This window comes from Kitasatospora sp. NPDC059160, from assembly GCF_042755465.1.
GTDB lineage: Bacteria > Actinomycetota > Actinomycetes > Streptomycetales > Streptomycetaceae > Kitasatospora.
Genome location: NZ_JBHZCN010000097.1, coordinates 1 through 25,906, shown reverse-complemented (window position 1 = coordinate 25,906; position 25,906 = coordinate 1). Strand labels below are relative to the sequence as shown.

General features: G+C 72.8%; 23 protein-coding genes. 2 read left to right on the top strand and 21 right to left on the bottom strand.

All coding sequences use genetic code 11. The annotated features are described in order from the left end of the window. Positions 1-3 precede the first annotated feature (3 nt). From ACFXOZ_RS32545 to ACFXOZ_RS32450, 20 genes are all read right to left on the bottom strand, one after another. Positions 4-876, bottom strand: a complete 873-nt coding sequence (locus ACFXOZ_RS32545; RefSeq protein ID WP_380398453.1) for a carbon-nitrogen hydrolase family protein — start codon at positions 874-876, stop codon at positions 4-6. After that, the gene (locus ACFXOZ_RS32540; protein WP_380523330.1) at positions 876-1,583 is read right to left on the bottom strand and encodes a class I SAM-dependent methyltransferase; all 708 of its coding nucleotides are present in this window, start codon (positions 1,581-1,583) and stop codon (positions 876-878) included. The genes ACFXOZ_RS32545 and ACFXOZ_RS32540 overlap by 1 nt, the downstream gene beginning before the upstream one ends. Beyond that, on the bottom strand, positions 1,570-2,958 hold the full coding sequence (locus tag ACFXOZ_RS32535) for a coproporphyrinogen-III oxidase family protein (RefSeq protein WP_380523329.1): 1,389 nt from the start codon (positions 2,956-2,958) through the stop codon (positions 1,570-1,572). The genes ACFXOZ_RS32540 and ACFXOZ_RS32535 overlap by 14 nt, the downstream gene beginning before the upstream one ends. Then, entirely contained in the window at positions 2,955-3,935 is a 981-nt protein-coding gene (locus ACFXOZ_RS32530; RefSeq protein WP_380593584.1) for an ABC transporter ATP-binding protein, read from the bottom strand. The genes ACFXOZ_RS32535 and ACFXOZ_RS32530 overlap by 4 nt, the downstream gene beginning before the upstream one ends. Beyond that, entirely contained in the window at positions 3,928-4,713 is a 786-nt protein-coding gene (locus ACFXOZ_RS32525; protein ID WP_380523327.1) for an ABC transporter permease, read from the bottom strand. Before ACFXOZ_RS32525 ends, ACFXOZ_RS32530 begins: the two co-directional genes overlap by 8 nt. Next, positions 4,713-5,564 carry a carbon-nitrogen hydrolase family protein gene (locus ACFXOZ_RS32520; RefSeq protein WP_380523326.1) on the bottom strand — a complete coding sequence of 284 codons (852 nt, stop codon included), beginning with the start codon at positions 5,562-5,564 and terminating at the stop codon, positions 4,713-4,715. The genes ACFXOZ_RS32525 and ACFXOZ_RS32520 overlap by 1 nt, the downstream gene beginning before the upstream one ends. Further along, positions 5,561-6,742 carry a tyrosine decarboxylase MfnA gene (mfnA, locus tag ACFXOZ_RS32515; RefSeq protein ID WP_380523325.1) on the bottom strand — a complete coding sequence of 394 codons (1,182 nt, stop codon included), beginning with the start codon at positions 6,740-6,742 and terminating at the stop codon, positions 5,561-5,563. Before mfnA ends, ACFXOZ_RS32520 begins: the two co-directional genes overlap by 4 nt. Position 6,743: 1 nt before the next feature. Next, positions 6,744-7,568, bottom strand: coding sequence for a carbon-nitrogen hydrolase family protein (locus ACFXOZ_RS32510; RefSeq protein WP_380593583.1), 825 nt, complete (start codon positions 7,566-7,568; stop codon positions 6,744-6,746). Further along, positions 7,565-8,533, bottom strand: coding sequence for a carbon-nitrogen hydrolase family protein (locus ACFXOZ_RS32505; protein WP_380593582.1), 969 nt, complete (start codon positions 8,531-8,533; stop codon positions 7,565-7,567). Before ACFXOZ_RS32505 ends, ACFXOZ_RS32510 begins: the two co-directional genes overlap by 4 nt. Positions 8,534-8,600: 67 nt before the next feature. Then, the gene (locus tag ACFXOZ_RS32500) at positions 8,601-9,746 is read right to left on the bottom strand and encodes a hypothetical protein (RefSeq protein ID WP_380593581.1); all 1,146 of its coding nucleotides are present in this window, start codon (positions 9,744-9,746) and stop codon (positions 8,601-8,603) included. A gap of 2 nt (positions 9,747-9,748) precedes the next feature. Next, complete coding sequence (locus ACFXOZ_RS32495; protein ID WP_380593580.1) at positions 9,749-12,745, bottom strand: flavin reductase; 2,997 nt, start codon at positions 12,743-12,745, stop codon at positions 9,749-9,751. Further along, entirely contained in the window at positions 12,742-14,238 is a 1,497-nt protein-coding gene (locus tag ACFXOZ_RS32490) for a 4-hydroxyphenylacetate 3-hydroxylase N-terminal domain-containing protein (RefSeq protein WP_380593579.1), read from the bottom strand. Before ACFXOZ_RS32490 ends, ACFXOZ_RS32495 begins: the two co-directional genes overlap by 4 nt. An 11-nt stretch (positions 14,239-14,249) precedes the next feature. Beyond that, complete coding sequence (locus tag ACFXOZ_RS32485) at positions 14,250-15,707, bottom strand: hypothetical protein (protein WP_380593578.1); 1,458 nt, start codon at positions 15,705-15,707, stop codon at positions 14,250-14,252. 35 nt (positions 15,708-15,742) lie between these two features. Further along, positions 15,743-15,988, bottom strand: a complete 246-nt coding sequence (locus tag ACFXOZ_RS32480; RefSeq protein ID WP_380398479.1) for a ferredoxin — start codon at positions 15,986-15,988, stop codon at positions 15,743-15,745. Further along, entirely contained in the window at positions 15,985-17,373 is a 1,389-nt protein-coding gene (locus ACFXOZ_RS32475) for a phenylacetate--CoA ligase family protein (RefSeq protein ID WP_380523318.1), read from the bottom strand. Before ACFXOZ_RS32475 ends, ACFXOZ_RS32480 begins: the two co-directional genes overlap by 4 nt. Next, the gene (locus tag ACFXOZ_RS32470) at positions 17,370-18,356 is read right to left on the bottom strand and encodes a BtrH N-terminal domain-containing protein (protein WP_380523317.1); all 987 of its coding nucleotides are present in this window, start codon (positions 18,354-18,356) and stop codon (positions 17,370-17,372) included. The genes ACFXOZ_RS32475 and ACFXOZ_RS32470 overlap by 4 nt, the downstream gene beginning before the upstream one ends. After that, a complete protein-coding gene (locus tag ACFXOZ_RS32465) occupies positions 18,356-19,030 on the bottom strand; it encodes a hypothetical protein (RefSeq protein WP_380523316.1) in 675 nt (224 codons plus the stop codon). The genes ACFXOZ_RS32470 and ACFXOZ_RS32465 overlap by 1 nt, the downstream gene beginning before the upstream one ends. After that, positions 19,027-19,713: a class I SAM-dependent methyltransferase gene (locus tag ACFXOZ_RS32460; RefSeq protein WP_380523315.1), complete on the bottom strand. Its 687-nt coding sequence runs from the start codon at positions 19,711-19,713 to the stop codon at positions 19,027-19,029. Before ACFXOZ_RS32460 ends, ACFXOZ_RS32465 begins: the two co-directional genes overlap by 4 nt. A 34-nt stretch (positions 19,714-19,747) precedes the next feature. Then, positions 19,748-20,794 (bottom strand): BtrH N-terminal domain-containing protein, encoded by a 1,047-nt coding sequence (locus ACFXOZ_RS32455; RefSeq protein WP_380593577.1) that lies wholly within the window; start codon positions 20,792-20,794, stop codon positions 19,748-19,750. Between the two features lie 64 nt (positions 20,795-20,858). Further along, entirely contained in the window at positions 20,859-22,172 is a 1,314-nt protein-coding gene (locus ACFXOZ_RS32450) for a TrpB-like pyridoxal phosphate-dependent enzyme (RefSeq protein ID WP_380523381.1), read from the bottom strand. Positions 22,173-22,593: 421 nt separating this feature from the next. Here ACFXOZ_RS32450 and ACFXOZ_RS32445 point away from each other — a divergent pair, with 421 nt between their 5' ends. After that, positions 22,594-24,684 (top strand): molybdopterin-dependent oxidoreductase, encoded by a 2,091-nt coding sequence (locus tag ACFXOZ_RS32445; protein ID WP_380593576.1) that lies wholly within the window; start codon positions 22,594-22,596, stop codon positions 24,682-24,684. Positions 24,685-24,699: 15 nt separating this feature from the next. Here the strand turns inward: ACFXOZ_RS32445 and ACFXOZ_RS32440 are convergent, their stop codons facing one another. Continuing rightward, positions 24,700-25,059: a hypothetical protein gene (locus tag ACFXOZ_RS32440; RefSeq protein WP_380593575.1), complete on the bottom strand. Its 360-nt coding sequence runs from the start codon at positions 25,057-25,059 to the stop codon at positions 24,700-24,702. A gap of 219 nt (positions 25,060-25,278) precedes the next feature. On the opposite strand from ACFXOZ_RS32440, the gene ACFXOZ_RS32435 reads away from it, so the two are divergent. Continuing rightward, positions 25,279-25,788, top strand: a complete 510-nt coding sequence (locus ACFXOZ_RS32435) for a hypothetical protein (protein WP_380593574.1) — start codon at positions 25,279-25,281, stop codon at positions 25,786-25,788. Positions 25,789-25,906 lie beyond the last annotated feature (118 nt).

Genomic DNA, 25,906 nt, shown 5'->3' with positions numbered 1-25,906 from the left:
CGGTCACTCCCCCCCGCCGCTGGCGGGCCGGGCCCGGTCGTCGAGGGCCGCCCAGTAGGTGGACGGCCGGAGGTCGTGCCGCAGGGTGGCCTTCACCCGGTACCGGCGCATCCGCTCCAGGTCCACCCGGACCACGCCGACGCCCTCGCCCTCCTCGATCAGCACCATCCGCTCGTCGCCGTCGACGAAGTCGAAGCGCTCCGCCTCCAGGAAGAGCGGGTCGGCCAGGACCTGGCTGCGCCCCATGTAGCCGAAGCCCGCGTACAGGTTGGTGCCGACCCCGGAGGCGAAGGCGAGCACGCACTCGGTGTCCACCGCGCGGACCGGCAGCCGCAGGTTGGCCACGTAGGCGAACATCTCGGGCACCAGGGCGGAGCAGACCAGGACGTCGACGCCGCGGCGAAGGTACTCGCGGGCGGCCTCCGGGAAGTTGATGTCGTAGCCCTGGAGGAGGCCGATCCGCCCGAAGCCGACGTCGAACACCGGGTACTCCGAACCGCCGGCCAGGTAGCGGCTCTCCAGTTCGTGGCAGTGCACCCGCCGGTAGCGGCCGAGGAGTTCGCCCTGCGGGCCGGTGAGCACGGAGGTGCTGTAGTACTTCCCGTCCCCGCCGCGCTCCAGCAGGCCGGCCACCAGGTGGATGCCGTGCTCCCGGGACAGCTCGCACAGCCGGTCGGTCTCCGGCCCGGGGATCGGCACCGACACGTCCGCGACTTCGAGGATGTTGCCGGAGGTCAGGTAGGCCTCCGGCAGGCAGACGAGGTCCGCGCCCTGCTCGACCGCCTGGGCGACGAAGCGCTCCGCGCGCCGCTGGTTGGCGGCGTTGCGGCCGAGCTTGGACTCCATCTGCACGACGGCGATGGTGACGGCCGCCATCACGGGGCCACCGGGTCGAGCGGCCGGGAGGAGATCACCAGGCCGAGGTCCTCCTCGACCACCTGCCAGCCGTCCAGGCCGGCCTGCCGGAGCAGCTCCGCGACCTCGTCGCGGGTGTAGCCCGACTGGAGCGAGCGCATGAACTGCTCGCCGCCCTCCTTCACGAACTGGAGGATGAAGGTGATGTGCCCCTCCTCCGCGTGCCGGTTGATGTCCTCGATGATCACCACGCCGTCGGGCTTGCAGATCCGGGCGCACTCCCTGAGCGTCTCGACCGGCCGGGACCAGCGGTGCAGCGAGGAGAAGGAGAACACGATGTCCGCCGAGGCGTCCGGGAAGGGCAGCCGGCTCAGCCGGCCCATCTCGAACTCGACGTCGCCGGCCGCGTTCGCCCACACGGCCAGGGTCAGGTTGTCCTCGGCGACCTCGACCAGGTTCTGGATCTCCTCGACCCCGGACACCGCCAGCTCCGGGAGCCGGCCGGCCACGTGCAGCGACAGCAGTCCGGTGTTGAAGCCCACCTCGACGAGGTCGGTCATGCCCTCGCGGACGTTCGCCGTGATCCGGTCCGTCGGCCGCTTGTACGCCATCAGCGCCGACCGGCGCATGCCGAGGTCGTAGGCCCTCGTCCCGTCGAGGTCGGCGTACGGCGCGGTCTGCGGGACCCGCACGCTGAGGTCCAGCAGCGGCGTCTCAGTGGTGCTCACAGGCGTCACCCTTCTGCGGGGAACCGGAAACGACGGTCAGCGGGAGCGTTCTCATCTGCGGGTTGATGAAGCCCGTGATGTCCGCCCCGAGGTGCTGCGGGTAGCGCCGGAACTCCGGCGAGTAGAAGGCCTTGGAGATGTTGTCCAGGTAGTACCAGCCCTTCGGGCCGGTGACCTCGATGCCGTCCTCCCGGACGGTCACCAGGCCCTTCCCCGCGAGGTCGGCGATCTCCTCGCGGAACATCTCCAGGAAGTCGACCCCGTGCAGCCGGCGGAACCGCTCCCGGTCGACCCGCCCGGCCTTGACCCCGAGCACCATGGACCGCCGGATCGACTCCGACCTGGTGATGTGCTTGCCCATGGAGATCGGCAGCCGGCCCTCCATGACGGTCTGCACGTAGCGGCCGATGTCGGGCTCGTTGAAGTACCAGTGCTCGCGCAGGTGTCCGGTGGCGGTCGGGCCGAGCGGGATGATCGGCACGTCCTCGCTCCACGAGGTCTCGCCGTACTTCGGCTGGAACCCGGGCTTGGCGAAGCAGTCGCCGTAGTAGCCGAGGAAGCCGGCCGCGGTGAGCTTCTCGGCGGCGAACAGGAACATCTCGTCGACCAGCGCGCGTTCGGGCACGGGCGGGAGCTTGCGGCGCTTGGTGGAGATCTGCGCGAACTCCATGTAGGTGTAGAAGGAGACGCAGGTCACCCCGAGCTCGATGGCGACGTCGAGGCTGTACTCCCAGCTCTCCATCGTCTGCCCGTTGATGCCGTGCATCAGGTCGATGTTGATGTTCTCGTAGCCGCAGTCGCGCAGCAGCCGGATGCTGTTCTTGAGCATCTCCGGGTCGCTGGGCCGGCCCAGGCTCTTCAACTCCTCCTCGACGAAGGTCTGGACGCCGAGGCTGATCCGCCGCACCCCGCGGTCCAGCAGCACCCGCGCCTTGCGCTCGCTGATGTCGATCGGCGTGGTCTCGATCGAGAAGTCCGCGTCGGGGGCGGTGTTGAGGCTGCCGAACAGGTGGCCCAGGAGCTCGTCCAGCTGGGGCGCGGTGAGCGAGGTCGGGGTGCCGCCGCCGATGTACCCCAGGGTGATCACGTGGTCCTGGACGTACGGGCGCTGCGCGTAGAGCGTGATCTCCGCCTTGAGCGCGTCCAGGAAGGTCCGGGTCAGGTCCCGGTCGGTCTGGAACTTGATGTACGGGCAGGAGAAGCACAGCCGGTTGCAGAACGGGATGTGGACGTACACGCCCATCTGCTCCCGGGCGAACACCTCCTCCTCGGTCACCGCGACGTGCTTCGTCGGGTACTGCCGCACCCACTCGTTGTCCCGTTCCGGGTACTCCTTCCAGAACGGCATGCTGGTCGTCGTCGTGGAGATGCTCATGTCTGTGTCCCGTTCCCTTCAACCTGCTCGACGATGGATCGGACGACCTCCGCCAGCGTGGGCGAGCCGTACGACGCGGAGCGGAGCGCCAGCCCGTCGGCGTGGGCGCGGGCGACGAGCTCGCCGAGGGCGTCGGGCCGCGCCCCGCCGGACAGCTCGACCGTCACCCCGCCGTCGACCGGCCGCACCGCCCCGGCCGGGCCGTCCGCGGCCGCCGACTTCGCCGCCCACACCCGCAGTTGCTCGACGTCGGAGTCCGCGAAGGCGTGCAGCGTCAGGCTCGACCGCCCGCCCGACAGGATGACCTCGGCGAGCGAGGCCTCCTTCACCTGCTGCCCCTGGTGGAGCATCACCACCGAGTCCGCCAGGGCGACCAGCTCCTCCCGGTGGTGGCTGGCGAACAGCACCCCGGTGCCCTCCGCCTTGAGGCCCCGGAGCAGGTCCAGGACCGTCTCCTGGGCCGTCGGGTCCAGCCCGGTGGTCGGCTCGTCCAGGATCAGCAGGTCGGGCCGGTGCGCGACGGCGCTGATGATGTGCAGCTTGCGCTGGCTCCCGCCGGAGAGCCGGCGCACGTACTGGTCGACGTACTGCCCCAGCCCGGCCAGGCCGACCAACTCCCGGTAGCGGCCCGGGTCCGCCCGCCGGAGCCGCAACTGGTGCCTGAGGTAGGTCTCCACGGTGACGCCGTCCGGCAGCTCCTTGGCCTGCTGGACGTAGCCGAGGTGCCGGCTGGCCCGCCCCCAGCTGCGCGGTGGCGTACCGCAGATGCGCACCTGGCCGGCGGTGGGCTGGAGCAGCCCGGCCAGCAGCCGGATCAGCGTGGTCTTGCCGGCCCCGTTCGTGCCGATCACGGCGACGCCCTCCCCGGCGGCCACCGAGAAGTCCACGCCGCGCAGCGCGAAGGCGGAACTCACCCGGCACTCCAGTCCGGAGACCGCCAGCACCGGCACCCCGGCGTCCGTTCGCGACTCAGCCACGTCCGATCCTCCTGCGGAAGGCGTAGGCGGCCAGCGCGCAGCCCCCGACCGCGTACACCGCGGTCAGTGCCAGCGTCAGGCCCGAGGGTGACGGCCCCTGCCCGAGGGCGGCCCGGAAGACGTCGACGTGCACCGAGAGCGGCAGCCGCTCCATCACCTTCCCGAGCCAGCCCAGGTTGCCGAGCGGGAAGAAGATCCCGGCGAAGTACATCAGCGGGATCACGATGATGTTCACCACCGCCGGGAAGGAGATCTCCGTGGTGTACGTCGCCACCAGGATCCCCAGCGCGGCGAAGGCCAGGCAGCCGGCCAGGAAGTCGAACACCAGCAGCCCCGGCGAGTCGATGCTCGCGTCGAACACCGCGACCCCGAGCACCAGCACCAGCGCGAACTGGAACAGGCACTTCACCACGACGCCGATGAGCCGGGCCAGCAGGAACCCCGAGTAGGACAGCGGGGAGAGGATCAGGTCCTCGATCGTCCGCCGGTTGCGGTCGATGATGATCGTGTAGCCGACGGTGTAGGTGCAGCTGAACATGATGCCGGCCGCGAGGATCCCGGGGAAGACGAAGCCGAAGTAGTTGGCGGCCCCCACCGAGGGGCTCCCCATCTGCTGGGTGGCCGCGCCGAAGGCCAGCACCATGGACACCGAGGTCAGGAAGGTCGACACCGCGAACAGGCGGTTGTCGAAGAACTGCCGCAGGTCGATCACCACCAGCCCGAGGACGTCGGTGAACCAGTTCGGCCGCCGCGGCCGGGCCGCCTGCACCCCCGCCATCAGGACCGCCCCCCGTACCCGGTGGTCCAGGTGGACCGCAGGTCGTCGTGGAACGGCAGCCGCTCGCGGACCTTGCGCTGCGTCCGCAACGGGATGTCCGCCTCGATGACGGCCTCCCTGGCGCCCCGCTCCACCTCGGCCAGCACGTCCGCGTCCGGGGGCTGCGCGGCGTCCTGCACCAGCCCGTTGACGATCATGCTGCGCCCCAGGTACGGCATCATCGCGAAGCGGTTCTCGCCCGCACCGCTGGCCAGCACCAGGGCGCACTCGGCGTCGGCGGCGCGGGCCCGGCAGATCGACCGCACCTGGTGCGAGAACGGCGCGAACAGGGTGGCCACGCAGACGATGACGTCGACCTCCTGGAGCAGGTACTGCCGGCTCGCCTCCGGGAACCGGAGGTCGTAGCCGACCAGCAGCCCGATCCGGCCGACCGGGGTGTCGACGACCTCGCCGGGCGCCCCCGGGGTGATGTGGTCGGCCTCCCCGGCCCACACGCACGGCCGCCGGTACCAGCTCAGCACCTCGCCCGAGGGGCCCACCAGCACGGCCGCGTCGTAGACCTCCCGGCCCTCGGCCAGCAGCACCCCGGCGGCGATGTGGAGGCCCAGGCCGCGCGCCTGGTCCACCAGGAACTCCACCACCGGCCCGTCGGCCGGCGTGGCGTCCCGGCGCAGTGTCGGGAAGTTCAGGCCGGTCGCGAAGTTCGCCGGCAGGCAGGCGAGTTCGGCCTTGCGCTGGGCCGCGGTGGACAGCAGTCCGGCGGCGCACTTGAGGTTCTCGTCCGGCTCGCCGGGGGTGATCCGCATCTGGAGCGCGGCGACCCGGGTGTTGCGCGTGCGCAGGAAGCTCACGGGTACGCCACCTCCGCCGCCACATCCCGCCGGGCCCGTTCGAGCACGGGCAGGAACGCGTCCACCATCTCCGTCGTCACGTGCCGGGCGACCACCAGCCGCAGGGTCTCCACGAAGCGGGTCGAGGTCGAGGCGATCCACCCGAGCTCTTCGAGCCGCTCCGAGATCCGCGCGGCGTGCGGCATCCGCACCACCACGATGTTGAGCTGCGGTTCGACGAACAGCTCGTGGCCGGCCTCCCGGAGCCGGGCCACCAGGTGGTCGGTCACCTCGTAGTTGTGCCGGGTGACCGCCAGGAAGCCCGAGCGGCCCAGGTGTTCCAGCACGGCGTAGGTGGCGACGGCCGCGCTGCCGGGCCTGGTCCCCAGCAGGGTGTGGTGGGTCGGGGTGTCCTTGAAGAAGGAGTCGAAGGCGAACCGCTGCGCGCCCTCGGGCTCCCGGAACAGGATCACCCCCGCCGGGACGGGCGCCAGCCCGTACTTGTGGGGGTCGATGGTGATCGAGTCCACGCCGTCCACCGAGAAGTCGAACCGGGGCAGCTCCCGGCCGAGTTCGCGGGCGAAGGGGATGATGAACCCCCCGGTGGCCGCGTCCACGTGCAGGTGCGGCCCCAGGCCGGCCAGCCGGGACGCGATCGCCTCGACGTCGTCGACCACCCCGAACTCGCTGCTGCCCGCGGTCGCCACCACGGCGACGGTGTGCTCGGTGACCTGCCGCAGCACCTCCTCGGCGGGCAGCCGCAGCGAGTCGTCGACGGGCACCACGACCGGCGTCAGGCCCAGGATCGCGAAGATCTTGGCGAAGGAGAAGTGCACCGTGCTGCTGACGATCACCTCCGGCCGGTCGGTGAGCCGCCCGTCCGCCCGGGCGGACTCGCGGGCGGCGGCCATCGAGAGGAGGTTGGCCTCCGTCCCGCCCGACACCAGCGTCCCCGAACCGGTGGGCCCCCCGAGGAACGACAGCAGGATCCGTACCACCTCCCGCTCGATCCGCTTCGTCCCGCGGAAGATCCGGACGTCCCCGAGGTTGGTGCGGGCGGCGGCGGCCGCCATTTCCACGGCCAGGGGGTGGGGTTCGGTACAGATCGAGTTCAGCACCCGGTTCCAGGGGACGTCGTCCTCCAGCTCCGCTGCGATCCGGCGCCTCACCTCGGAGGCCGACAGGCCGACGTGCTCCACGTCAGCTCACCCGCTCACGGTGGTCCGCGCCGGTGCCCGGGGCGGGGCCGTCCGTCAGCGCCGCGTACAGCTGCGGGCGGCGGGCCCAGAGCCCGAACCAGAGCGTCTGCTGGAAGCGGAGGTCGGGCTCGCGCAGGTAGCGGATGTGCTCGACCTCGCACCCGGCCTCCAGCAGGCACTCCTCGGCCCCCGCCCGGGCCAGGAACCGCTCGGGCATCGCGATCGCGCTGGAGCCGGCCGAGCGGGCGCCCAGCGCGCTCGCGAAGGCGACCGCCACGGTGTTGAGGGTGGCGATGCCCCAGACCGCCGCCGCCTGGGCGGCCCGGTTGCGGCCGTCCAGCGAACCGGCCACCAGGAGCAGCTCCGCGCCGTTCAGGCACTGGATCCGCGGCGGCTCCACGAGCCAGAAGTCCGGCCCCAGCAGCACCCCGACCCGGCCGGACTCGGTGTCCACGACCGGGAAGTCGTCGCCGGTGCCGGTGCTGCCGTCGGCGAGGACCGCCCGCCGCAGCTCCACCCGGACCGAGCCGTCCGGGTCGAGCAGCCGGGCCACCTGCTCCAGACCGCCGCCGGCCGCGGGCTCCGCCCACGAGCCGGTGAGCACGTGGGCGCGGCGGGTCCGGGCCAGCTCCGCCAGGCGTTCGAGGGCCTGGTCCCGCAGCCGGGAGGGGAGTGCGCGGACGCCGTCACCGACGGCGAAGGCGTTCTCCGGGAGCACGACGAACGACGCCTCCGGCGTCACCCGGCGCTCCAGGTCGGCGAGCACGGCCTCGACCGTCGCCGCCTCGTCCGCCCGGCGCGCGTGTTGCGCGACGATGATGGTCACGAACCAGTCCTCTCGCCCGAATCCGTCGGACCGGCGCCCCGGTCCCGGCCGTCCGCCCCGCCGGTCGGGGCGATGGCCGTCCGCAGTTCGGCGGCCAGGTCCCGCCGGGCGCCCACGTAGTCGCCCAGCAGCGCCCCGTACGCCTGCGGCCGCCGCATCCCGATCCAGCGCCGGCCGTCGCCGGGCGGGGAGCCCGCGTCGCCGGGGTCGGTGCCGTCCGGGTCGAGGTCGACCACCAGCACCTCCGGCTCGTCCGTCCCGGCCTGGGCGATGACGCCCTCCGGCCCGGTGACCAGGCTGGTGCCGGCGAAGCGGACCTCCACCAGGCGGTCGCCGCGCTTGCCCCGGACCACGCCCACCGAGCTGGCGTAGACGATGTTCACGTCGTTGAGGTAGGCCGCCGAGCTCAGCGCGTTCACCATCAGCGACTGGTTCTGCAGCAGCGTCCCGCCCGGCACGAAGATCGTCCGCGCGCCCGCCACGGCGAGCAGCCGGATGACCTCCGGGATCCAGAAGTCCGAGCAGACGGCCACCCCGACCAGCCCGAACTCGGTGGTCATCACGCCCAGCGACTCGGCCTGGCGGCAGACGACCATCTCGTTGCCGAACGCGTGCGCCTTGATCGCGCTGTCCGCGACGACGCCCTGCCGGTCGATGAACAGCGAGGTGTTCCGGTACATGCCGTCCCGGAGGTCCTCGACGATCGAGCCCAGCAGCACGTTGGTGCGCAGCCCGCGGGCGAGCTCCCGGAAGCCGTCCACGATCCGGCCGGGGATCGGGGTGTCGGTGCGCCCCCTCAGGTGGTCCTGCCCCGGCATGTACCACGGGGGGCCGAGGAAGAACTCCGGGAAGCAGACGACGTCGACGTCACCGCCGGCGCAGACCTCCTCGACCGCCCGGAACGCGTTCTGCAGACCTTCCGCGGGATCCTCGACCCAGAGGGTCTGTACCACCGCTACCTTCATGTGCGTCGCCTCCTCAAGGGCGCCATCGGTACCTCGGGCTCGCGCCGGTCCCACCACCGGAGGCGGGTCATGACGTCACGGCCTCCCAGTCCTTCGCCTCGACGATCCGGACGTCGACGTCGATGCCGAGGCCGCGACGGACCTCGGCCTCCACCGCCTGCCGCAGCACCTCGTCGGCGGCGGCCGCGGCGCCGTCCGGAACCGCGCAGGTCACCGTGAAGCCGCCGGGCCGGAGCTCGGCCGCGAAGTACGGGGCGAACTCGGGGAAGCCGAAGACGATCCGCTCCACGTCGACCGCCGAGACCGGGCCGGACGCCGAGCCGACCAGTTCGGCCACCCGGCCGAGCGGGGCGAGCACCGGGCTCCGGGCGCCGCAACCGCAGCCGCCGTCGGCCGGGCCCAGTTCCACGAACTGCCCGGTCGGTTCCGCCGCGCCGTTCGCGCCGTTCGCGCCGTTCGGGGCGTCCGGGGTGTCGGGGGTGTCCGCCGTCCCGAAGGCCAGCAGCAGCTCACCGCGGAACGCCGCCGGGCCGTCGGCTCCGGGGGTCCGGACCGCCGCCCGCAGCCGGTGGTCGCACACGTGCAGCGCGCCGGCCGCACAGGGGACGGCGACCGTGGGCGTCGAGGCGGTCCCGTAGAGCTCGGACGCGTCGGCGCCCCACAGGGCCGCCACCCGCTCGCGGCGCTCGGCCGAGCTGGCCTCGCCGGTGGTGACGACCAGGCGGACCGCGGAGTCCGCCGGCCGCTGCCCGCGCGCGACGGCCAGCGCGGCCAGCCTGGCCGCCACGGTCGCCGAGCAGACCAGCACCGTCGCCCCGTACTGCCCCATCAGGTCGAGGACCCGCGGCAGCGGGCAGATGGTGTCGCTCGTGCCGACCCCGATCACGGCCGCGCCGACCAGCTCGATCGCGCGCTCGACCTCGGCGCCGACGAAGGACAGCTCGTACGGGACGGCGACGATGACCACGTCGTCCTCGGTCAGCAGGCCGTCGAGGCAGCGGGCCAGGTCGATCTGGTTGCGGACCCACTCGTCCCGGGTCAGGAAGGCCGGGTGGGTGTGCCCGGCGGCGTCGGACCACTCGCCGTAGCGGGCGCGGGCCGAACCGCGCCAGGCCTCGGCCCCGGCGCGCGGGCCGGGTCGGTGCGCTCCGTCGTCGCCCGGCCCGAGCAGGCCGAGGAAGTGCTCGTAGATCCCGGAAGCGGTCGTCGCCACGGTCACACCCCCGTGCCCTGGTCGTCCGGCGTCCGCCACCCGTAGTCCTGGAGCGCGCCGCCGGGCCCGTCGGTGCGCAGCAGCGGCGCGCACCCGGCCGCGGGGTTGACGTCGACGCCGAGGCACTTGGCCAGCACGAGGTCGTGGTCGCCCATCCGGTAGGTGCCCTCCAGCCGGCATTCGAGGACGGCGTAGGCGCCCGCGAGGTGCGGGCTGCCGCTGGACGTCGGGGCCCACGGCAGCGCGGTGAAGCGGAGGTCCGGCCTGGTCCGGGAGAACCTGGTGCCCAGCTCGCGCTGGTCGTCGGCGAGCACGTTGAGGCAGAACGGCCGCCCGTCGGCGAGCGCGGACCAGCTCGAACTCCCGGACGCCACCACGAAGCCGAGCAGGGCGAGTTCGCCGGAGACGACGGTCAGCGAGCCGATCGCGAGTCCGTACGGGGTCGGGCCGTCCTGCTCGGGGTGGTGGCGGGTGCCGGCGACCACCGCGACGGACCGCGGCAGCAGCTCGGCGAGGCCGGCGAGGTCCCGGGGGCCGCCGGGCTCCACCGGGACGGGCGCGGTCGGCTCGGAACGCCCGCGCAGGTGGCGGCCGGTGACGCTGTCCGGGTGTTCGGCGAGCGCCTCCGGGGGCCCGCAGTGGATGACCTGCCCGCCCTCGGCGCCGGAGCCCGGCCCGAGGTCGACCACCCAGTCCGAGATCGCCAGGACGCGCAGGTTGTGCTCGATCGCGATGACGGTGTTGCCGGTGGAGATGAGCCGGTCGAACAGGGCCAGCAGGTGCCGGATGTCCGCGGGGTGCAGGCCGCGGGTCGGCTCGTCGAAGATGAACAGGGTGCCGCTGCGGCGCTGCTTGAGCAGCTCGCCGGCGAGGTTCAGCCGCTGGGCCTCGCCGCCGGAGAGCACGGTCGTCGAGCACCCCAGCTGGAGGTAGCCGAGCCCGAACTCGGCGAGGACGGTGAGGGCCCGGACGATCTTGGCGTGGGCCTGGGGGTCGAACCAGCCGACGGCGTCCTCGACGGTCATGGCGAGGACGTCGTGGATGGTGGCGCCGTTGAGCCGGACGGCGAGGACGTGCTCCTGGAACTTCCGGCCGTCGCACTCGGGGCAGACCACGGACTCGCTCTTGAAGAGGGTCAGGTCGATCTCGGCGAGCCCCAGGCCCTTGCAGGCCTCGCACCGGCCGCCGGCCACGTTGGTGCTGAACTCCGCCCGCCCGAGGCCGAGTTCGACCGCGTCCGGGCTGGCGGCGAAGGCGTCCCGGAGGTGGTCGCCGATGCCGATGTAGGTGGCGAGGGTGCTCCGGCTGGAGCGTCCGATGGCCCGCTGCTCGACGTGGATGACGTCGGTCAGGGCGCCGGCCCCGGTGACCACGGCGCCGTCCGCGCCCCGGGCGACGGCCCGGGCGACGCTGTCGTGCAGGCCCGCGACCAGCGAGCTCTTCCCGGCCCCGGACACCCCGGAGACGCAGGTCAGCGCGGTGAGCGGCAGTCGGACGGCCTGGTTGCGGACGTTGTTGCGGGAGATGTCGCGGACCTCCAGCCACGGGGTGCCGGCGGTGTCGACCCGGCGCCGGGTGGGCGGGTCCGACAGCAGCGCGGCGGCCGTCGGCGAGCCCTCGGTGCGGAGGACCTCCGCGAAGGGGCCCTCGACCACGACCTGCCCGCCCCGGGAACCGGCGCCCGGGCCGAGCTCCACGATCCAGTCCGCGGCCCGGATCACCGATTCGTCGTGCTCGATGACGATGACGGTGTTCCCGAGGTCCCGCAGCCGGCGCAGCGAGGCGATGATCCGGCCGGTCTCGCTCTCGTGCAGTCCGGCGGTCGGCTCGTCCAGGACGTACATGACGCCGGTGAGGTCGCTGGCGAGGTGCTGGGCGAGCAGCAGCCGCTGGAGCTCGCCGCCGGAGAGGGTGGGCACCGGCCGCCGCAGCTGGAGGTGGCCCAGGCCGACCTCCTCGATGTTCTCGCTCTGCCGGATGATCGACGCGGCGAGTTCGCGGACCTGCGGCGGCAGGGCGCCGGAGGCCAGCGCCTCGCGCAACCGGACGACGGAGTCGCCGAGTTCGTCGCTCTGGAAGGCGTGGAAGGTGTGGCCGGCCACGGTCGCCCGGAGCGACTCGGGCCGCAGCCGCCCGCCGCCGCAGTCGGGACAGGTCTCCTTCGCCAGGTAGTTGGAGAAGGCGCCCCGCCGGGCCGCGGTCGAGGCGTTCTTGTAGGCGCGCTCGGCGAAGCCGAGGATGCCCTCGAAGCGGACGTCGTTGGTGACCTTGCGGATCTTGATGGTGTAGACGGTGTCCGAGCCGTGCAGCACCCGCTCGACCTGCTCCGGCTTGAGCTCGGCGAAGGGCGTGTCGAGGTCCAGGCCGATGTCCGCGGCCATCGTCTCGAAGGCCTTGCGCACATTGGGGATCGCGAAGGTCCCCGGGTCGGCGCCGTCCCAGATCTCGGTGAGCGTCTTCGAGGGGTCGGGGACGATCCGCTCCAGCGAGAACCCGATCAGCTCGCCGACCCCGTCGCAGCGCAGGCACTTGCCCTCGCGCCGGTTGGCGCTGAAGTGCTTCGCGGAGTGCGGTTCGGCGAAGCAGCCGCAGGTCCCGCAGCGCAGGTCCGGGCCGGTCGGGCCGAAGCAGACCGGGCAGACGGGCCTGGAGCCGGCGCCGAACAGCAGCCGGTACAGCCCGTCCAGGCCGGTCAGCGTCCCGACCGTCGAGCGCGGGTTGGAGTGGCCGCCGTCGCGCTGGTGCAGCGCCACCGGCGGCTGGGTCCCGGCGATCCGGTCGAACTGGTAGTCACCGTCCCCCAGGTCCAGGGACTTGCTCGACAGGGCGCCCAGGTAGAGCGACTTCGAGTGCTCGAAGAGGGTGTCCATGATGAGCGAGGACTTGCCCGACCCCGAGACGCCGGCGGCGACGATGAGCTTCCCCTTGGGGAGGCGGACGTCGACCGACTTGAGGTTGTGGGTCGTGACGCCCTCAAGGACGATGCTGTCAGGACTCACTGCCGCCCCCGTTCGATCAGGTCGCGGACCTGGCCCTCGCAGGCCGCGAGGTCCGGGTAGGTGGAGTGGAGCACCGCGCGGACCCGGGCCGGGTCGCCGCGGTTCCAGGACTCGTAGAGCTCCTGGCGGGTGCCGAAGCGGTCGATGACCAGGTCGGCGGCGAACCGGAAGATCCGGGACTTCTCGTCCGGGCCGATGTCCCGCCCGCCCATGTACGTGTCCAGCGCGCCGCGCAGTTCGGGGGCCGCCAGATCGCCCTCGAAGGGCTGCATGATCAGTCCCGAGGCGCCGATCTGCCGCACGATCGCCGACGCCCGGGTGGAGAAGTCCCCCGCGACGGCGTCGAGCGCGGCCGTGGAGCCGGGGGCGAGCAGGCCGGAGGAGGTGACCGCGCTCTCGGCGTCCATGGCGGCCAGCCCCAGTCGCACCAGCTCGACGTAGGAGGTCAACTCGCCCAGCATGGCGCCCACTTCGCGGAAGCGGTCGACGCCGATCGAGCGCGCCAGCAGCGAGGCGGTGCCGAGCAGGGTCCGCAGCCGCTGGTGGAACCGCAGTTGGCCGGTGTAGAGCGACCACCGGTTGAGCTCGTGGAACCCGCGGGCCGCCACACCGGCGTCGTCGAGCAGGAACACCCGCGACCGGGGGACGAACACGTCGTCGAACACCAGCATGGCGTCCTGCTCGTCCAGCCGGGCGGCGAGGCCGCCGGAGCCCTCGGCGTACGACCTGCGACACAGGATCCGCAGCCCCGGGGTGGCCAGCGGGATGCCGAACCAGCAGACGTAACTCGGGTCCTCACGCAGGTAGTTGGCGGGGGAGAGGTAGATCAGTACCTCGTGGGCGTACGGGGCCAGGGTGGCGATCTGCTTGGCGCCGCGCACCACGATGCCGTCCGCGTCGCGCTTGACCACCCGCAGCCCGATCTCCGGGCGCTCCCTCGGGGTCGACGAGCGGTCGATCTGCGGGTCCCCCAGGCCGTGGGTGAGCGCGATGTCGTTCTCCCGGCACCAGTGGTAGTAGCGCTCGGCATTACGGCCGAACTCCGGGTCCACCTGGGCGAGTTGGGAACGGAAGTGGTAGAGGCCCACCACCACGTTCGCCATGAAGTCCGGCAGCCGGGACAACTGCCCGTGGGAGGCCTCGGCCCACCGGCGCGAGTTGCGCCACTTCCGGTCGAGCTCCTCCCGGGTCCTCGGCGCCAGGTAGGACAGGCTGACCGGCCGCCCCGAGAGGTCCGACCGCCAGAGCATCTCCGCGGAGTGCTCCGGCGCGTGCTGGAGGTCGTACAGCGCGGCGAGCGAGTCCAGCATCGGCCGGAACCTCGGATCCCCGACCACGTCGACCCGCCGGCCGTCGGACCAGACCTCGCGACCGTCGTCGATGCTGCGGATGAAGTCCTGCCCCCGCCAGGCCCCGCCGGGGGACCCGGGCAGGAGCTCGACCCCTGGGGTGGACGCGGCCCCGTCGGCTGCCGCGGACTGAGTAGTCGTCACTGCCCTCTCTCCTACGGCTTGCGCTCGGCCGCGCCGGAATGGAACGGCTTGTAGCTCTGCTCCTGGACGTCCGGGAAGTACTCCCGGGTGGCCTCGCCCACCAGTCGCATCAGCTCGGCGTCGACCGAGGCCGGGCCGGCCACCAGCCGGTTGAGCGGGGAGTCCGGGACGGAGTTCGACAGCCGCACGCCGCGCGCCGCGTGGATCGCCACCAGCGACCGCTGGGCGTTCGCCGCGTCCCGCATCTTGTAGACCGCCTGCGGCCCGTCCGGGATCCCGATCATCGACTTGGTGCCGCCGCTGCCCAGGCAGTTCCGCGGCATGTGCAGGTGCTCGTGCCGCCACTGCTGGTGGACGAAGTGCAGCCGGAAGGCGTGGTCGATCACGGAGTGCCGCAGCCACAGCTCCGGATCCTTGTGCCGCCCCTCGTCGACCGACCGGACGGCGTCGCTCAGCGAGCCCTGGTGGAAGGAGAGCAGCCAGCTCTCCAGGTCCCCCCAGAAGCACTTGAAGAGGTCCCGGAACATGTGCTGCTTGATCGCCAGCGAGTGGGTGCCGCTGGCCGGACCGAGGTTCTCCCGGAAGCCGTGGTACTCGCCGGTGGCCAGCAGTTCGGCCATCACCCGCTGCGCCTCGACGACCGGCACCAGCAGCGCCCGGCAGGCCGCGAGGTGCTCCACGGCGCGGCTCAGGTCGGCGGCGCGCAGCGCCCGGACGGCGGCCTCCAGGTGGTCGTTAGCCTCGGCGCAGAGCAGCTCCGGGATCTGGTGGAGGGCGACGAACTCGCCGTGCAGGGTGGCGCCGTGGAGTTCGGTGGCGGCCACGGCCTCGGCGAGCAGGGCGGCCCGGGTGAACTCGTCCAGGGTCTGCCCGACGGGCTTGCGCACCCGCACGCCGGAGAGGTCGCTCTCCCACTTCGTCGCGTCGTGGCTGCCGGTGCGCAGGTCGTGCAGGAAGGAGTACAGCGGGTCGTCGATGCTCCTGGTGGCGATGGTCGAGCGGACCGCCTTCTGGTCGCGCTCCAGCAGGGCCGTCCGTACGGCCTGCTCCAGGCCCCGCACCGCCTCGACGTACGCCCGGTACCCGGCGGACTCGGCGAGGCCGATCTCGGAGGTCCCGGCGAGGTCGCCCTGCCCGAAGACGCTGCGGGCGTCGAACAGCGCGGTGCCGAGGTGGCGCAGCAGCCGGTGGAAGCCGATGCTCCAGCGGCTGAACCGCGCGGTGTCGCCGAGCTCGCCCGCCAGCGTGCCGGCCCGGGTGCGCTCGGCGAGCCGGCTCAGGTTGCGCAGGGACACCTCGGCGGCCTGGAAGACGGCGCGCACCAGCGACTCGTACGAGGCGGGCGCCACCCCGCCGCCGGCCCTGGCCCGGGCCAGCAGGTCGATGCGGTGGAGCTGGTCGTAGCTCTCGGCCACCGGGCCGAGCGCGGTCGTCCTCGGACCGCCCCTGGCGGGTTCAGCCTCTGCCACGGGGGAGCCCTGCGGATCCGGCCTTGACATTCACATCATCCCCCGGTGGTCGTCGCCACGTATCGAATGGAGTCGGTCGGACAGGAGTCCACGGCGTCCAGCACGCAGTCGAGTTCGCGGTCCGTCTCCGGCTGTTTGCTGACGTAGTGCACGTCGTTGTCGAGGTCGCCCTCGAAGTTCTCGGGCGCGAGGTCCTGGCAGAGCCGGCAGTCGATGCAGGTCTCGTCGATGGTGAACCTCCCGTCCAGCGGCAGCCCGGTCGGCAGCGGCAGCTCGGTCACGTCCCGCCGCCCCCCTCGCCCCCGGGCCGGCCGTGCGGCGCGGTGAAGTTCCGCATGGTCGGCTTCGCCGAGGTCCGCAGCGCCTGCTCGAAGCGGGCGACGTCCAGGGCGCGGAAGCGGGTCGGGGCGCCCAGCCGCTCCCGGGCGCGGTCGGCGATCAGGGCGCGGGTGGCGTCGTCGCCGGAGGACGGCGGCAGGGCGATCTCCAGTGCGTCGCCGTCGACGTCGAAGGCGAAGTAGTAGGGGGCGGCGGTCATCGCCCCGAGGACGATGTCCTCGACCTCCAGCTGGGAGGTCCAGCGGGTGCCGACCCGGATCCGGTCGCCCATCCGGCCCCGGTGCCGCAGCCGCCGCAGCGGGGAGCCGCAGGCGCAGGGCGCCGCCTCGATCAGGCAGGTGTCGCCGGTCCGGTAGCGCAGCAGCGGCATGGCCCGGCTCGCCAGGGTGGTCACCGCGAGCTCGCCGACGGAGCCGTCCGGCAGCGGTGCGCCCGACGCCGGGTCGACGACCTCGAAGTAGCTCCGGGTCTCCACCAGGTGCAGGTCGCCGAGCGCGCAGAACATCGCCAGGGTGTTGGTCTCGGTCATGCCGAACATCGAGTAGGCGGTCGCGCCCCAGAGGTCGTGCAGCCGCTGCTTCTTGGCCGGGGACGACCCCTCGCCCGCCATCAGGATCCGGGTGACGGCGAGGTCCCGGCGGGGGTCGAGGCCGGCCCGCCGGGCGGTCTCGCCCAGGAACAGCGCCCTCGTCCCGGAGCACACCAGGGTAGTGGCGCCCGCGTTGCGCAGCGCCCGGACCATCCGTTCGGGCGGGCAGCCGGGGGAGGCCGCGCCGAGCGGGACGATCGTGCAGCCCAGGATCTCGAACGCCCGGTCCAGGTCCTGGCCCACGCCGGCCAGCTCGTACGGGACGGCGACGGCCACCACGTCCCGTGCGTCGACCACCGCGGCGAGCAGGCCCGCGACCGTCAGGTTGTTCTCCAGCCAGTCCTCGACGGTGAAGAACGCGCCGATCGAGCGGCCGTCGCCGGTCCCGGAGCTCTCGTCGAAGCGGATGACCTCCCGCTTCGGTACCGCCAGCAGCCCGAGCGGGTACCCGGCCTTGAGGTGCTCGCGGGTGGTGAAGGGCAGGCGCCGGAACGCCCCGGGCCGGCCCGCCGCGGCGGCCTCGGCGACCTCCCCGGGCACGTGGGCGGCGTAGAAGGGCGAGTTGGCGCACGCGTGCCGCACGGCGCGGGCGAGGGCCTGCCGGGCCCAGTCGTCGAGCCCCGGCCGGTCCAGCGCGCTCACCTCGGCGACCCGCCGGGCGATGGCGATGCGGGCGGCGACCCGGTCGCGCAGCCGGCCCGTCGACGCGTGCCCGGCGGTGGTGGTGGCGGTCGTCATCGGGACGCCTCCTCCAGGGCGGTCATGGCCGCGCGCTCCTGCCCGGCGAGTTCGCCGACGATCGCGGCCGCCTCCTCCAGCGAGCCCCGCAGGGAGGCCTCGTCGGCCTTCCGCAGCAGGGTGGCGACCTCCGTCCAGCGGTCGGCCGTCCGGCGGTAGTCGGCCGCGGCGAGGCGGTAGGCCTCGATGCCGGTCAGACCGTGCGCCTCGTCCAGGAAGCGGGCCCAGAGCGCCCGGAAGAAGCCGCCGCCGGTGCCGCCGTCCTCCATGCTGACGCCGATCCGGCGCACCGCCGCGACCGGGTCGTCCAGCTGCTCGGACCACCTGCGCATCAGCGAGCCGGTCTTGGCGATCCCCTTGAAGCCGAGGTTGGTGATCGGCGGGGCGAGGAAGTCCCGGGCGGTGGCCAGGACCGCGCCGCGGCAGCCCTCCGGCAGCCCGGCCGGGTCGAAGTCGCCCGCGCCGAGGCGGAAGGCCAGGTTGCGGGAGCTCATCGGCCCCTTGGCGGCGCGGGCCTCGCGCAGGCTCTGCCGGGAGGTGCGCCGGACGCCGAGCGGCGCCGTCTCCGCGAGCAGGAAGGCGTCCCCGTCGTAGCCGACGCAGGTCACGTAGTGCGCGGCGAAGTGGTGGCTCTCCTCGGCGTAGTCGAGGTGGAAGCGGTCGAGCTTCAACCCCACCACCTCGCCCGCGTCGAGGGCGGCCAGCAGGCCGGCCTCCGCGCGCTCCCGGGAGGTGGTCTCCTGCTCGTGGAGTTCCAGGCCCAGCGCCCGGACGGCGTTGCGGATCAGGTGGTCGGGCTTGACCCGGCCGCCGAGGAAGGGACCGGGCATCTGCTTCGAGTGCCAGTAGAGGAAGGAGAGGCCCTGCCCCAGGCCGAAGACCAGCGGCTCGCTGAGCTCGATGCCCTTGGTGCGGAGCATGTTGACCAGGGCCGTCGACTCGCAGTGGTCGCCCGAGTAGGGGGCGGGAGCGGTGGTCCCCATCAGGCGGTTCTCCCCTCGCGCGGGGCCTGGTGGACGATCTCCAGCACCGTCCCGTCGGCGTTGTTGCGCAGGTGGCCGTAGGTGTGGCCGAGTTCGTCGGCCTCGGTGAAGGCGATCACCTCCAGGTGCGCCGCGTCCCGCGCCAGGGTGTCGAGGGTCCGCCGGACGTCGGCCTCGGCGCGGACCTCGACGGCGAGGTGGGACATCAGCAGTCGGCGCTCCTCGGTGCTGCGCTCCCGCCAGCTGCCGTAGTGCTTGCAGGCGAAGGTCTCGATGGCGCGGCCGTCGGGCAGCACGACGGAGTTCCACCACCCCTGGGTGCCGTACTGGCGCGGCGAGATGTACGAGGGGCCGGTCTCGACCTCGGCGATCCGCCCGGCCGCGCGGAGTCCGACCAGGTGGGCGTGCCAGTCCAGGACGGCGTCGTCGCGCTCGTAGTCGCCGAGGTAGATCCCGATGTGGTTGACCCGGGCGAGTCCGTCGGCCAGCCCGGTGACCAGGCGGTCCGTCCCGGGGCCGCACCAGCCGCGCAGGTGCTCGGCGCAGTCGACGTCCTGCCAGCTGCCGGAGGCGTCGAGGACGGCCTCCCAGACCGCGTCGAAGTCCGCGGGCCCGGGAAAGCGTCCGTCGTAGGTGGTGGAGAGTCTCGGCGTGCTCCCTGCGAGTGCGTTCACGACGCTTCCTTCCTGCCGGTGATGACCAGCCCCAACAGCACTTCCTTCACCTCGGCCACGAGGCCGGCCTGCCGGAGCAGCTGCTCGACCTCGCTCCTGACGTACGAGGAGTTGATCGAGGAACGGAACCCGGGCCGCATGTCCGCCGCGATGTTGGCCTTCATGAACTGGAAGGTGACGCGGTCGACGTCCCGGCGCAGGTCGGTGACGCAGTAGTGGCCGCCGGGCCGCAGCACCCGGTGGAGCTCGGACAGCGCGCGGACCGGGTCCGCCCACTCGTGGAGGGAGGCGGAACTGAACACGTGGTCGAAGGAGTCGTCCCGGTAGGGCAGGGTCAGGACGTCCGCGCAGTCGTAGGTGCAGCGCTCCGCGAGGCCGTAACCGGCGGCGTTGGCACGCGCCCGCCGGAGCATCGCCTCGGAGATGTCGACCCCGGTGAGTTTACCCGGACTTTCCGTTTGTTTCATCCATTCCAGCCCCAAGTATCCTGGGCCGCAACCGAGTTCGAGCACCGACCCGGAGCGGATGCCGGCCCCGAGGACGTCGTCCACCTTCTCCTGGAGCCAGCCGTGGTCCCGGATGTGACGCTGCATCTCGTCGTACTTCACCGCGATCTCGTCGCCCTGCAGACCGTCCTCGGTCTCGTGGACGCGATCGGCGGCCCTGCCCCGCGCACCAGCCATGGTCGACCCGCTTTCTGCGATCCCCCGGGGCCGTTCAGCCCGCGATGTCGGTGGTGACGTCGAGCAGCCGGCCGAAGGCGGCCTGCTCGGCGTCGGCGATCGCGGCCAGCCGGGCCCCGACCGTGTTCAGCTGCTGCTGCCGTTGCTCCGGTCCGCCCACCGCGCCGTTGCCGGCGTCGCCGTAGCCGAGCAGCAGCTCGATCACCTCGTCCCAGTCCTGCCGGAGCTGCTCGAAGGCCCCGATCACCGGGTCGAGCCGGACCTCCCCGGAGCGGCTCCGCACCTCGCGGAGGAAGTCCAGGTAGAGGCCCCGGAAGTTGGTGCCGCCGGTCCCGGCGTAGCGCCAGAACCGCCCGGTGGCCGGCACCAGCTCGACGTCGGACGCCAGCGCGTCCCGCCAGCCGGGGATCTCCGCCGCCGCCCGGCGCAGCCCGGCGATCCCGAACCGGGGCCCCCGGTCGTCGAGCACCGTCCGCGCGGCCGCGCGCATCGCGCCCCACGCCCGGTCGAGCAGCAGCGGCTCCGGGTCGGCGGTCAGCCGCTCCGGCAGCGGGCCGAGGTGCAGCTGCCGGTTCGGCGAGGGCATGAACCCCTCCGTCGAGCCGCGCGCCAGCCGGAGCGACTCGACGCTCAACTCCCTTGCCCCGCCCTGCTGTTCGGTGTCGACGACATAGGCCGTGGTGTCGTCGAGGCCGTACAGCGCGATGCAGTGGGCGGCGAAGTGGCTCTTGGAGGTGAAGTAGTCGAGGTAGTAGATGTCCACCGTCACGCCGACCACGGACCCGGCGCGCAGCAGCTCGGCGGCCCGCTGCTCGGCGGCGGCCTGGTCCGCCTCCTGCGACTCCCGCAGCTCCACGCCGAGGGCGGCGCAGGCGTTCCGCGCCAGCTCCCCGGCGCCGGTGCGCCCGGTGAGCATCGGTGTGAGCCCGGGTGCCGGCGGTTCCCAGTACTGGAAGTCGATGCCCTGCCCGAGCCCGAACAGCATCGGCTCCGAGACGTCGGCGCCGGCGTGGCGCAGCATGGCCCCCAGCGTCGTCGTCTCGCAGTGCACGCCGGGCCGCGCCTGTAGTGCCAACCGCATTGCCCCCCCTAGCAACGAGTTCCAGTGGTGCGGGGCGCGCCCGTGCGCCGCCCCGGTGCGGGTGCTACGCCGGCCGGCCGACGTCGTGGTAGCTCTGCAGGTCCAGCAGGCCCGAGCCGCTGGCGAGCACCACCACGACCGGCCGCTGCCGCCGCGCGTCGGCCTCGGCCACCACACCGAGGGCGGCGGCGAGCGCGTGGTTGGACTCGGGCGCCAGCAGGATGCCCTCGGTCTGCAGCAGCAGCCTCCCGGCGGCGAAGGACTCGGGGTCGCCGAAGGCGACGGCGTCCAGGACGCCCTCGTGCCGCAGCAGGCTGACGATCGCGGAGCTGTGGTGGTTGCGCAGGCCCGCGGCGTGGACGGCCGGGGGGATGTAGTCCATCCCCATCGAGTAGCCCATCACCTCGGGCGTGAAGCCGGCCACGTCGGAGCGGCCGTACCGGTAGACCCCGGCGGTGAGCCGCGGCGCCGCGGTGGACTCCGCCGCGAGGAAGCTCAGGTCGGCGCCGTCCGTACGGGCCCGCAGGTACGGCCCGATCAGGCCGCAGAGGTTGCTGCCGCCGCCCGCGCAGGCGACCAGGTGGTCGCCCCGCCCGGGGGCGCCGAGGTCCTCGCCGAGTTCCTCCAGCTGCGCCCGCACCTCCAGCCCGAGCAGGGTCTGGTGCAGGTAGACGTGCGGGGTGCCGCTGCCGGAGAGGTAGGCGGCCGACTCCTTCCCGAGCGCGTACTGGATGGCGTCGCTGATCGCGGTGCCGAGGCTGCCCGGGTGGTCGGGGACGCGGGCGAGCAGCTCGCGTCCGACCGGGGTGAACGGCGAGGGGGAGGGGTGGACCTTCGCGCCGAGGAGCTCCATGTAGTGCCGGCGGTAGGGCTTCTGCTCCAGGGAGCAGCGCACCATGAAGACCTCCGCGTCGAGGCCGAACATGGCGGCCGCCAGCGCCACGCTCATGCCCCACTGGCCGGCCCCGGTCTCGGTGACCAGGGTCCGGCGCCCCTCCTCGGCGGCGTAGTACGCCTGGGCGATGGCGGAGTTGAGCTTGAAGCTGCCGGTCGGCAGTACGTCCTCGCGCTTGAGGTAGATCCGCGCTCCGGTGCCCAGCCGCTGCTCCAGGCGCCGGGCCCGGTGCAGCGGGGTGGGCCGGCCGACGTGCCGCAGCCAGTCCTGCACCGGCTGCGGGATCGGGACCCACGGTGCGGCCGGCCGGTCGTGCTCCAGGATGGCCTTCGGGCGCACCTTCGCGGCAATCTCGGCAGGGCTCGGATTGCCCTCGTTGCGGACTTCCGGCAGGTGTCCGGGAAGATCGCCGAGAAAGTTGTACCAACGTTTGGGAAGAGTCGAATCAGACCGATTGTCCGACGTGGGAACGGCGCCCGGCAAGAAGTCGACCCGGGAATTCTTCGGGGATAAGGATGCCATGACGCCCTCCAAAAAGGACTTCGCATGGTGCCTACTGGCGGCATCCTAGGGCCAGCTTTGAACGGGGCGCAAGATTCCTGTTTCAAGGATCATGCAGGACTTCGAAAACGTGGGCAAAAAGGGCGTGCGGCCCGTGGAACATCCGGTGGAAAAGCCGCATAACGCCCGGAAGCAGGGTGGTCGACGACGGTGAACTTCACTGCCAAGTCAGCTTCCGGACAGTACAGTTGACGTTGATTCAGCCCGACCCGACTTGACAGGTCACCGTCGAAAGCACCGTCGGCGGTCCACGGGTGCACGACCATTCCAAGATCGTGAATTCCAAGATCTCGCGATAGCGGGCGCCGTCGCTTCTCCCTAATTCGACGTGGGGGCCGACCGAATGACCAACGAAGCCGTCCGATCCATCTGCCGCAGCTGCCACGGCGGGTGCGGGGTTCTGCTAATTCCCGGGAACCGTGACGAGTTCACCGTGGCCGGGGACCCGGAGAATCCGAACAACCGCGGATTCCTCTGCGCGAAGGGCCGGGCGGCGCCCGCGCTCGCCCGCCACCCCGACCGGCTGACCCGCCCGCTGCGGCGGGTCGGCAGCCGGGGCAGCGGCGAGTTCGAGGAGATCGACTGGGAGGAGGCGCTCGACACCATCGCCGCCAGGCTCCGCGCCGACCTCGCCGGCGCCGGGCCGCGCAGCATCGTGCTCGCCCAGGGCACCGACCGCAACTACCAGGAGTGGCTGTTCCGCTTCGGGAACGCGCTGGGCACCCCGAACGTCATCGGGCCGGCCCACGTGTGCTTCTACCCGCGCGTCATGGCCGGGATCCTCTCGATGGGCGCGTTCAGCTTCGTCGACTACGAGGGCGGTCCGGAACTCGTCGTGCTGTGGGGGAGCAACAAGCCCGCGACGCACGGGGACGGCGTCATCGGCACCCGGCTGCTTGACGCCGTCAGCCGGGGGACCAGACTGATCGTCGTCGATCCGGTCCGCACCCCCGTCGCCCGGCGCGCCGAACTCCACCTGCAGCTGCGGCCCGGCACGGACACCGCCCTGGCCCTGGCACTCCTCCACGAGATCGTCGAACAGGGCCTGGAGGAAGGGGAGTTCGTCTCCCGGTACGCCACCGGCGCCGAGGAACTGCGCACCCACGTCCGGGAGTGGACACCGGAACGGGCGGCCGGGATCACCGGTGTCCCGGCGGACCTCATCCGCCGGGCCGCGACGGCGTACGGCACCGCGGCGAGCGCGGGCATCGAACTGGGCACCGGGGCGCAGCAGAGCCGGGACTCCTTCGGCACCGCGCGGCTGCTCGTCCAGCTCTCCGGACTGTGCGGCAACGTCGACGTCCCCGGCGGCGACGTGCTGTGGGAACCGCCGGGGATCATCGGCAGGCGCGCGATGCCCGGCTACGACCTGCTCCCGGACGGCGCCGGCGGCGACCGGCTCGTCGCAGGGCACTCCATCCTGGGCATGTCCGGCTGGGCGCACCCCGGGGCGGTCTTCGACGCCTGCCTCACCGGCGAGCCGTACCCGGTGAACAGCCTGCTCATCTTCGGGTCGAACCTGCTGGTCAGCTACGCGGACTCGGCGAAGGTGGAGGCGGCCCTGCGCGCCGTCCCCTTCATCGTGGCCGCCGACCTCTTCCTGACGCCGACGGTGCGCTACGCGGACATCGTGCTGCCGGTGCCCAGTTGGACGGAGCGGGACCAGATCGTCGAGCACGCCAACTACGTGGCCAGCCGCAACCGGGTCGTCGACCCCCTCGGCGAGAGCAGGCCCGACGAGGCCATCCTCAACGAACTCGCCCACCGGCTGGGCCTGGAGGGGTTCTGGGACAGCGCCCAGGACGCCCTGGACGCACGGCTCGCGCCGATCGGCATGGACTGGAAGGCCCTCCAGGCCCAGCAGTACCGGGCCACCGGCCTGCGCTACCGCAAGTACGAACAGGAGGGGTTCAGGACGCGCTCCGGCAAGTTCACCTTCCACCACCCCGGCCTGCGGATGATGGGCTACGACCCGCTGCCCGGGTGGACCGACCGCGAGCAGCCGGACGAGGACCACCCGCTGATCCTCACCTCGCGCCACTCGACCTTCTACTTCAACTCGGAGTTCCGCCAGGTCGGCCAGCTCCGCGAGAAGGAGCCCCACCCCCGGGCCGAGCTGTCCCCGCGCGCCGCCGCCGACCGGGGCCTCGCCGACGGCGCCTGGGCCGCCGTCACCCGGCACGACCGGGCGGCCTACTTCCGGGTCAAGGTCACCGACCGGCTGCGCGACGACAGCGTCTGCGTCTCCGCCTCCTGGTGGTACCCCGAGCTCGACGGCCCGGACTCCTGGCGCCTCTCCAACGTCAACCTCCTCACCACCGACGCCGGTTCGAACGCCGAGATGGGCTCCTCCGACCTGCGCGGCTGCACCTGCCAGGTGCGCCCGCTCACCCCGGAGGAGCACGGGAGGCTGGCGGGCCTGCTCGGCATCTGAGTGCCGCCGACTGTCCTAACGACCCGACAGCAGGCTCTCCAGGAACTGGCCGTGCGCGGGGACCGGGAGGCTCCGGGTCTCCGCAGGCTCGGTGGCCTCCGGGGCCTCCGGGGCCTGCGGGGCCCGCGGGGCCGCTACGGTCCTGCGCTCCGGGCTGCCGGTCCGTGCCTGGAGGACCCGGGTCGGCTGCTCCGCCCGGCCGCCGGAGACCATCACACCGACGGCGTCCGCGATGCGGGTCATCGACTGGGGCTGCCCGGCGGTCACCGCCGGCGCCCGGCCGGCCGCCGCCGCCTCACGCCGCAGCCGGTCGACCTCGGCCTCCAGCGTGGCCACCCGCGCCCGCAGGTCGTCCAGCTCGCTCTTCTTCCCCATGCCCCAGGCCCTTCCCGGCCGCTCCCGGCCCTCTGACGTGCCGTTCCACCCTATCCGGGCCGCTCCCGCGCGCCCACGGGGTGCCAGGGTGGCCGGGGCGGCGGCCGTACGGGGCCTGCGGTACGGGCGTTCCGCGTTGACCGCTTGTCTACCGGTGCCGCCTAGCGTCCTTCCTCGTACCCGGCCCGATCCCGGGCCGCCGTCGAAGGGAGAACACTCGTGCTCCGCAGAACTCGTGCACTGCTGACCGGTTCGGCCGTCGCCCTGGCGCTCACCGTCAGCTCGACGGGCTTCACCGCCCACGCCTCCGGGGACCAGAGCGGCATCGACGCCTGCGCCCGGGAGGCGAAGGCGGCGGGCTTCGCGAAGGACAGGTCCGGTGAGGGCCGCAACGACGACGCGATCTACGCCGTCGCGATCGCCATGGCCGAGTCCGGCTGCAACCGCCTGGCCGTCCACACCAACCTGCCCACCGACCCCGACCCGGGCACCAAGGACCTCGGGGCCTGGCAGATCAACGAGCGCTGGTACCCCGAGGTGCACTACCACGACCCGGAGATCGTCACCGCAGAGAACTGGCAGGACATGGGCTGGTCGGCCCGCAAGGCCTACCGGATCGACAACGACGGCACCGGCCGGGGCTGGGCCTCCTGGGCGGCCTGGAACCTCGGCACCTACCAGCAGTACCTGGGCCAGGCCCGCGACGCGGTCAACCGCGCCTGGCAGTGACGCCCCGCCGGCCCCCGGCCCCAGGGTGGGGGGCGGCGGGGGGGGGGGCGGGGCGCGGGGGCCCCGGCGACACCGGGGGGCGGGGGGTGGGGGGGACCGGGGGGCGGGGGACGACGGG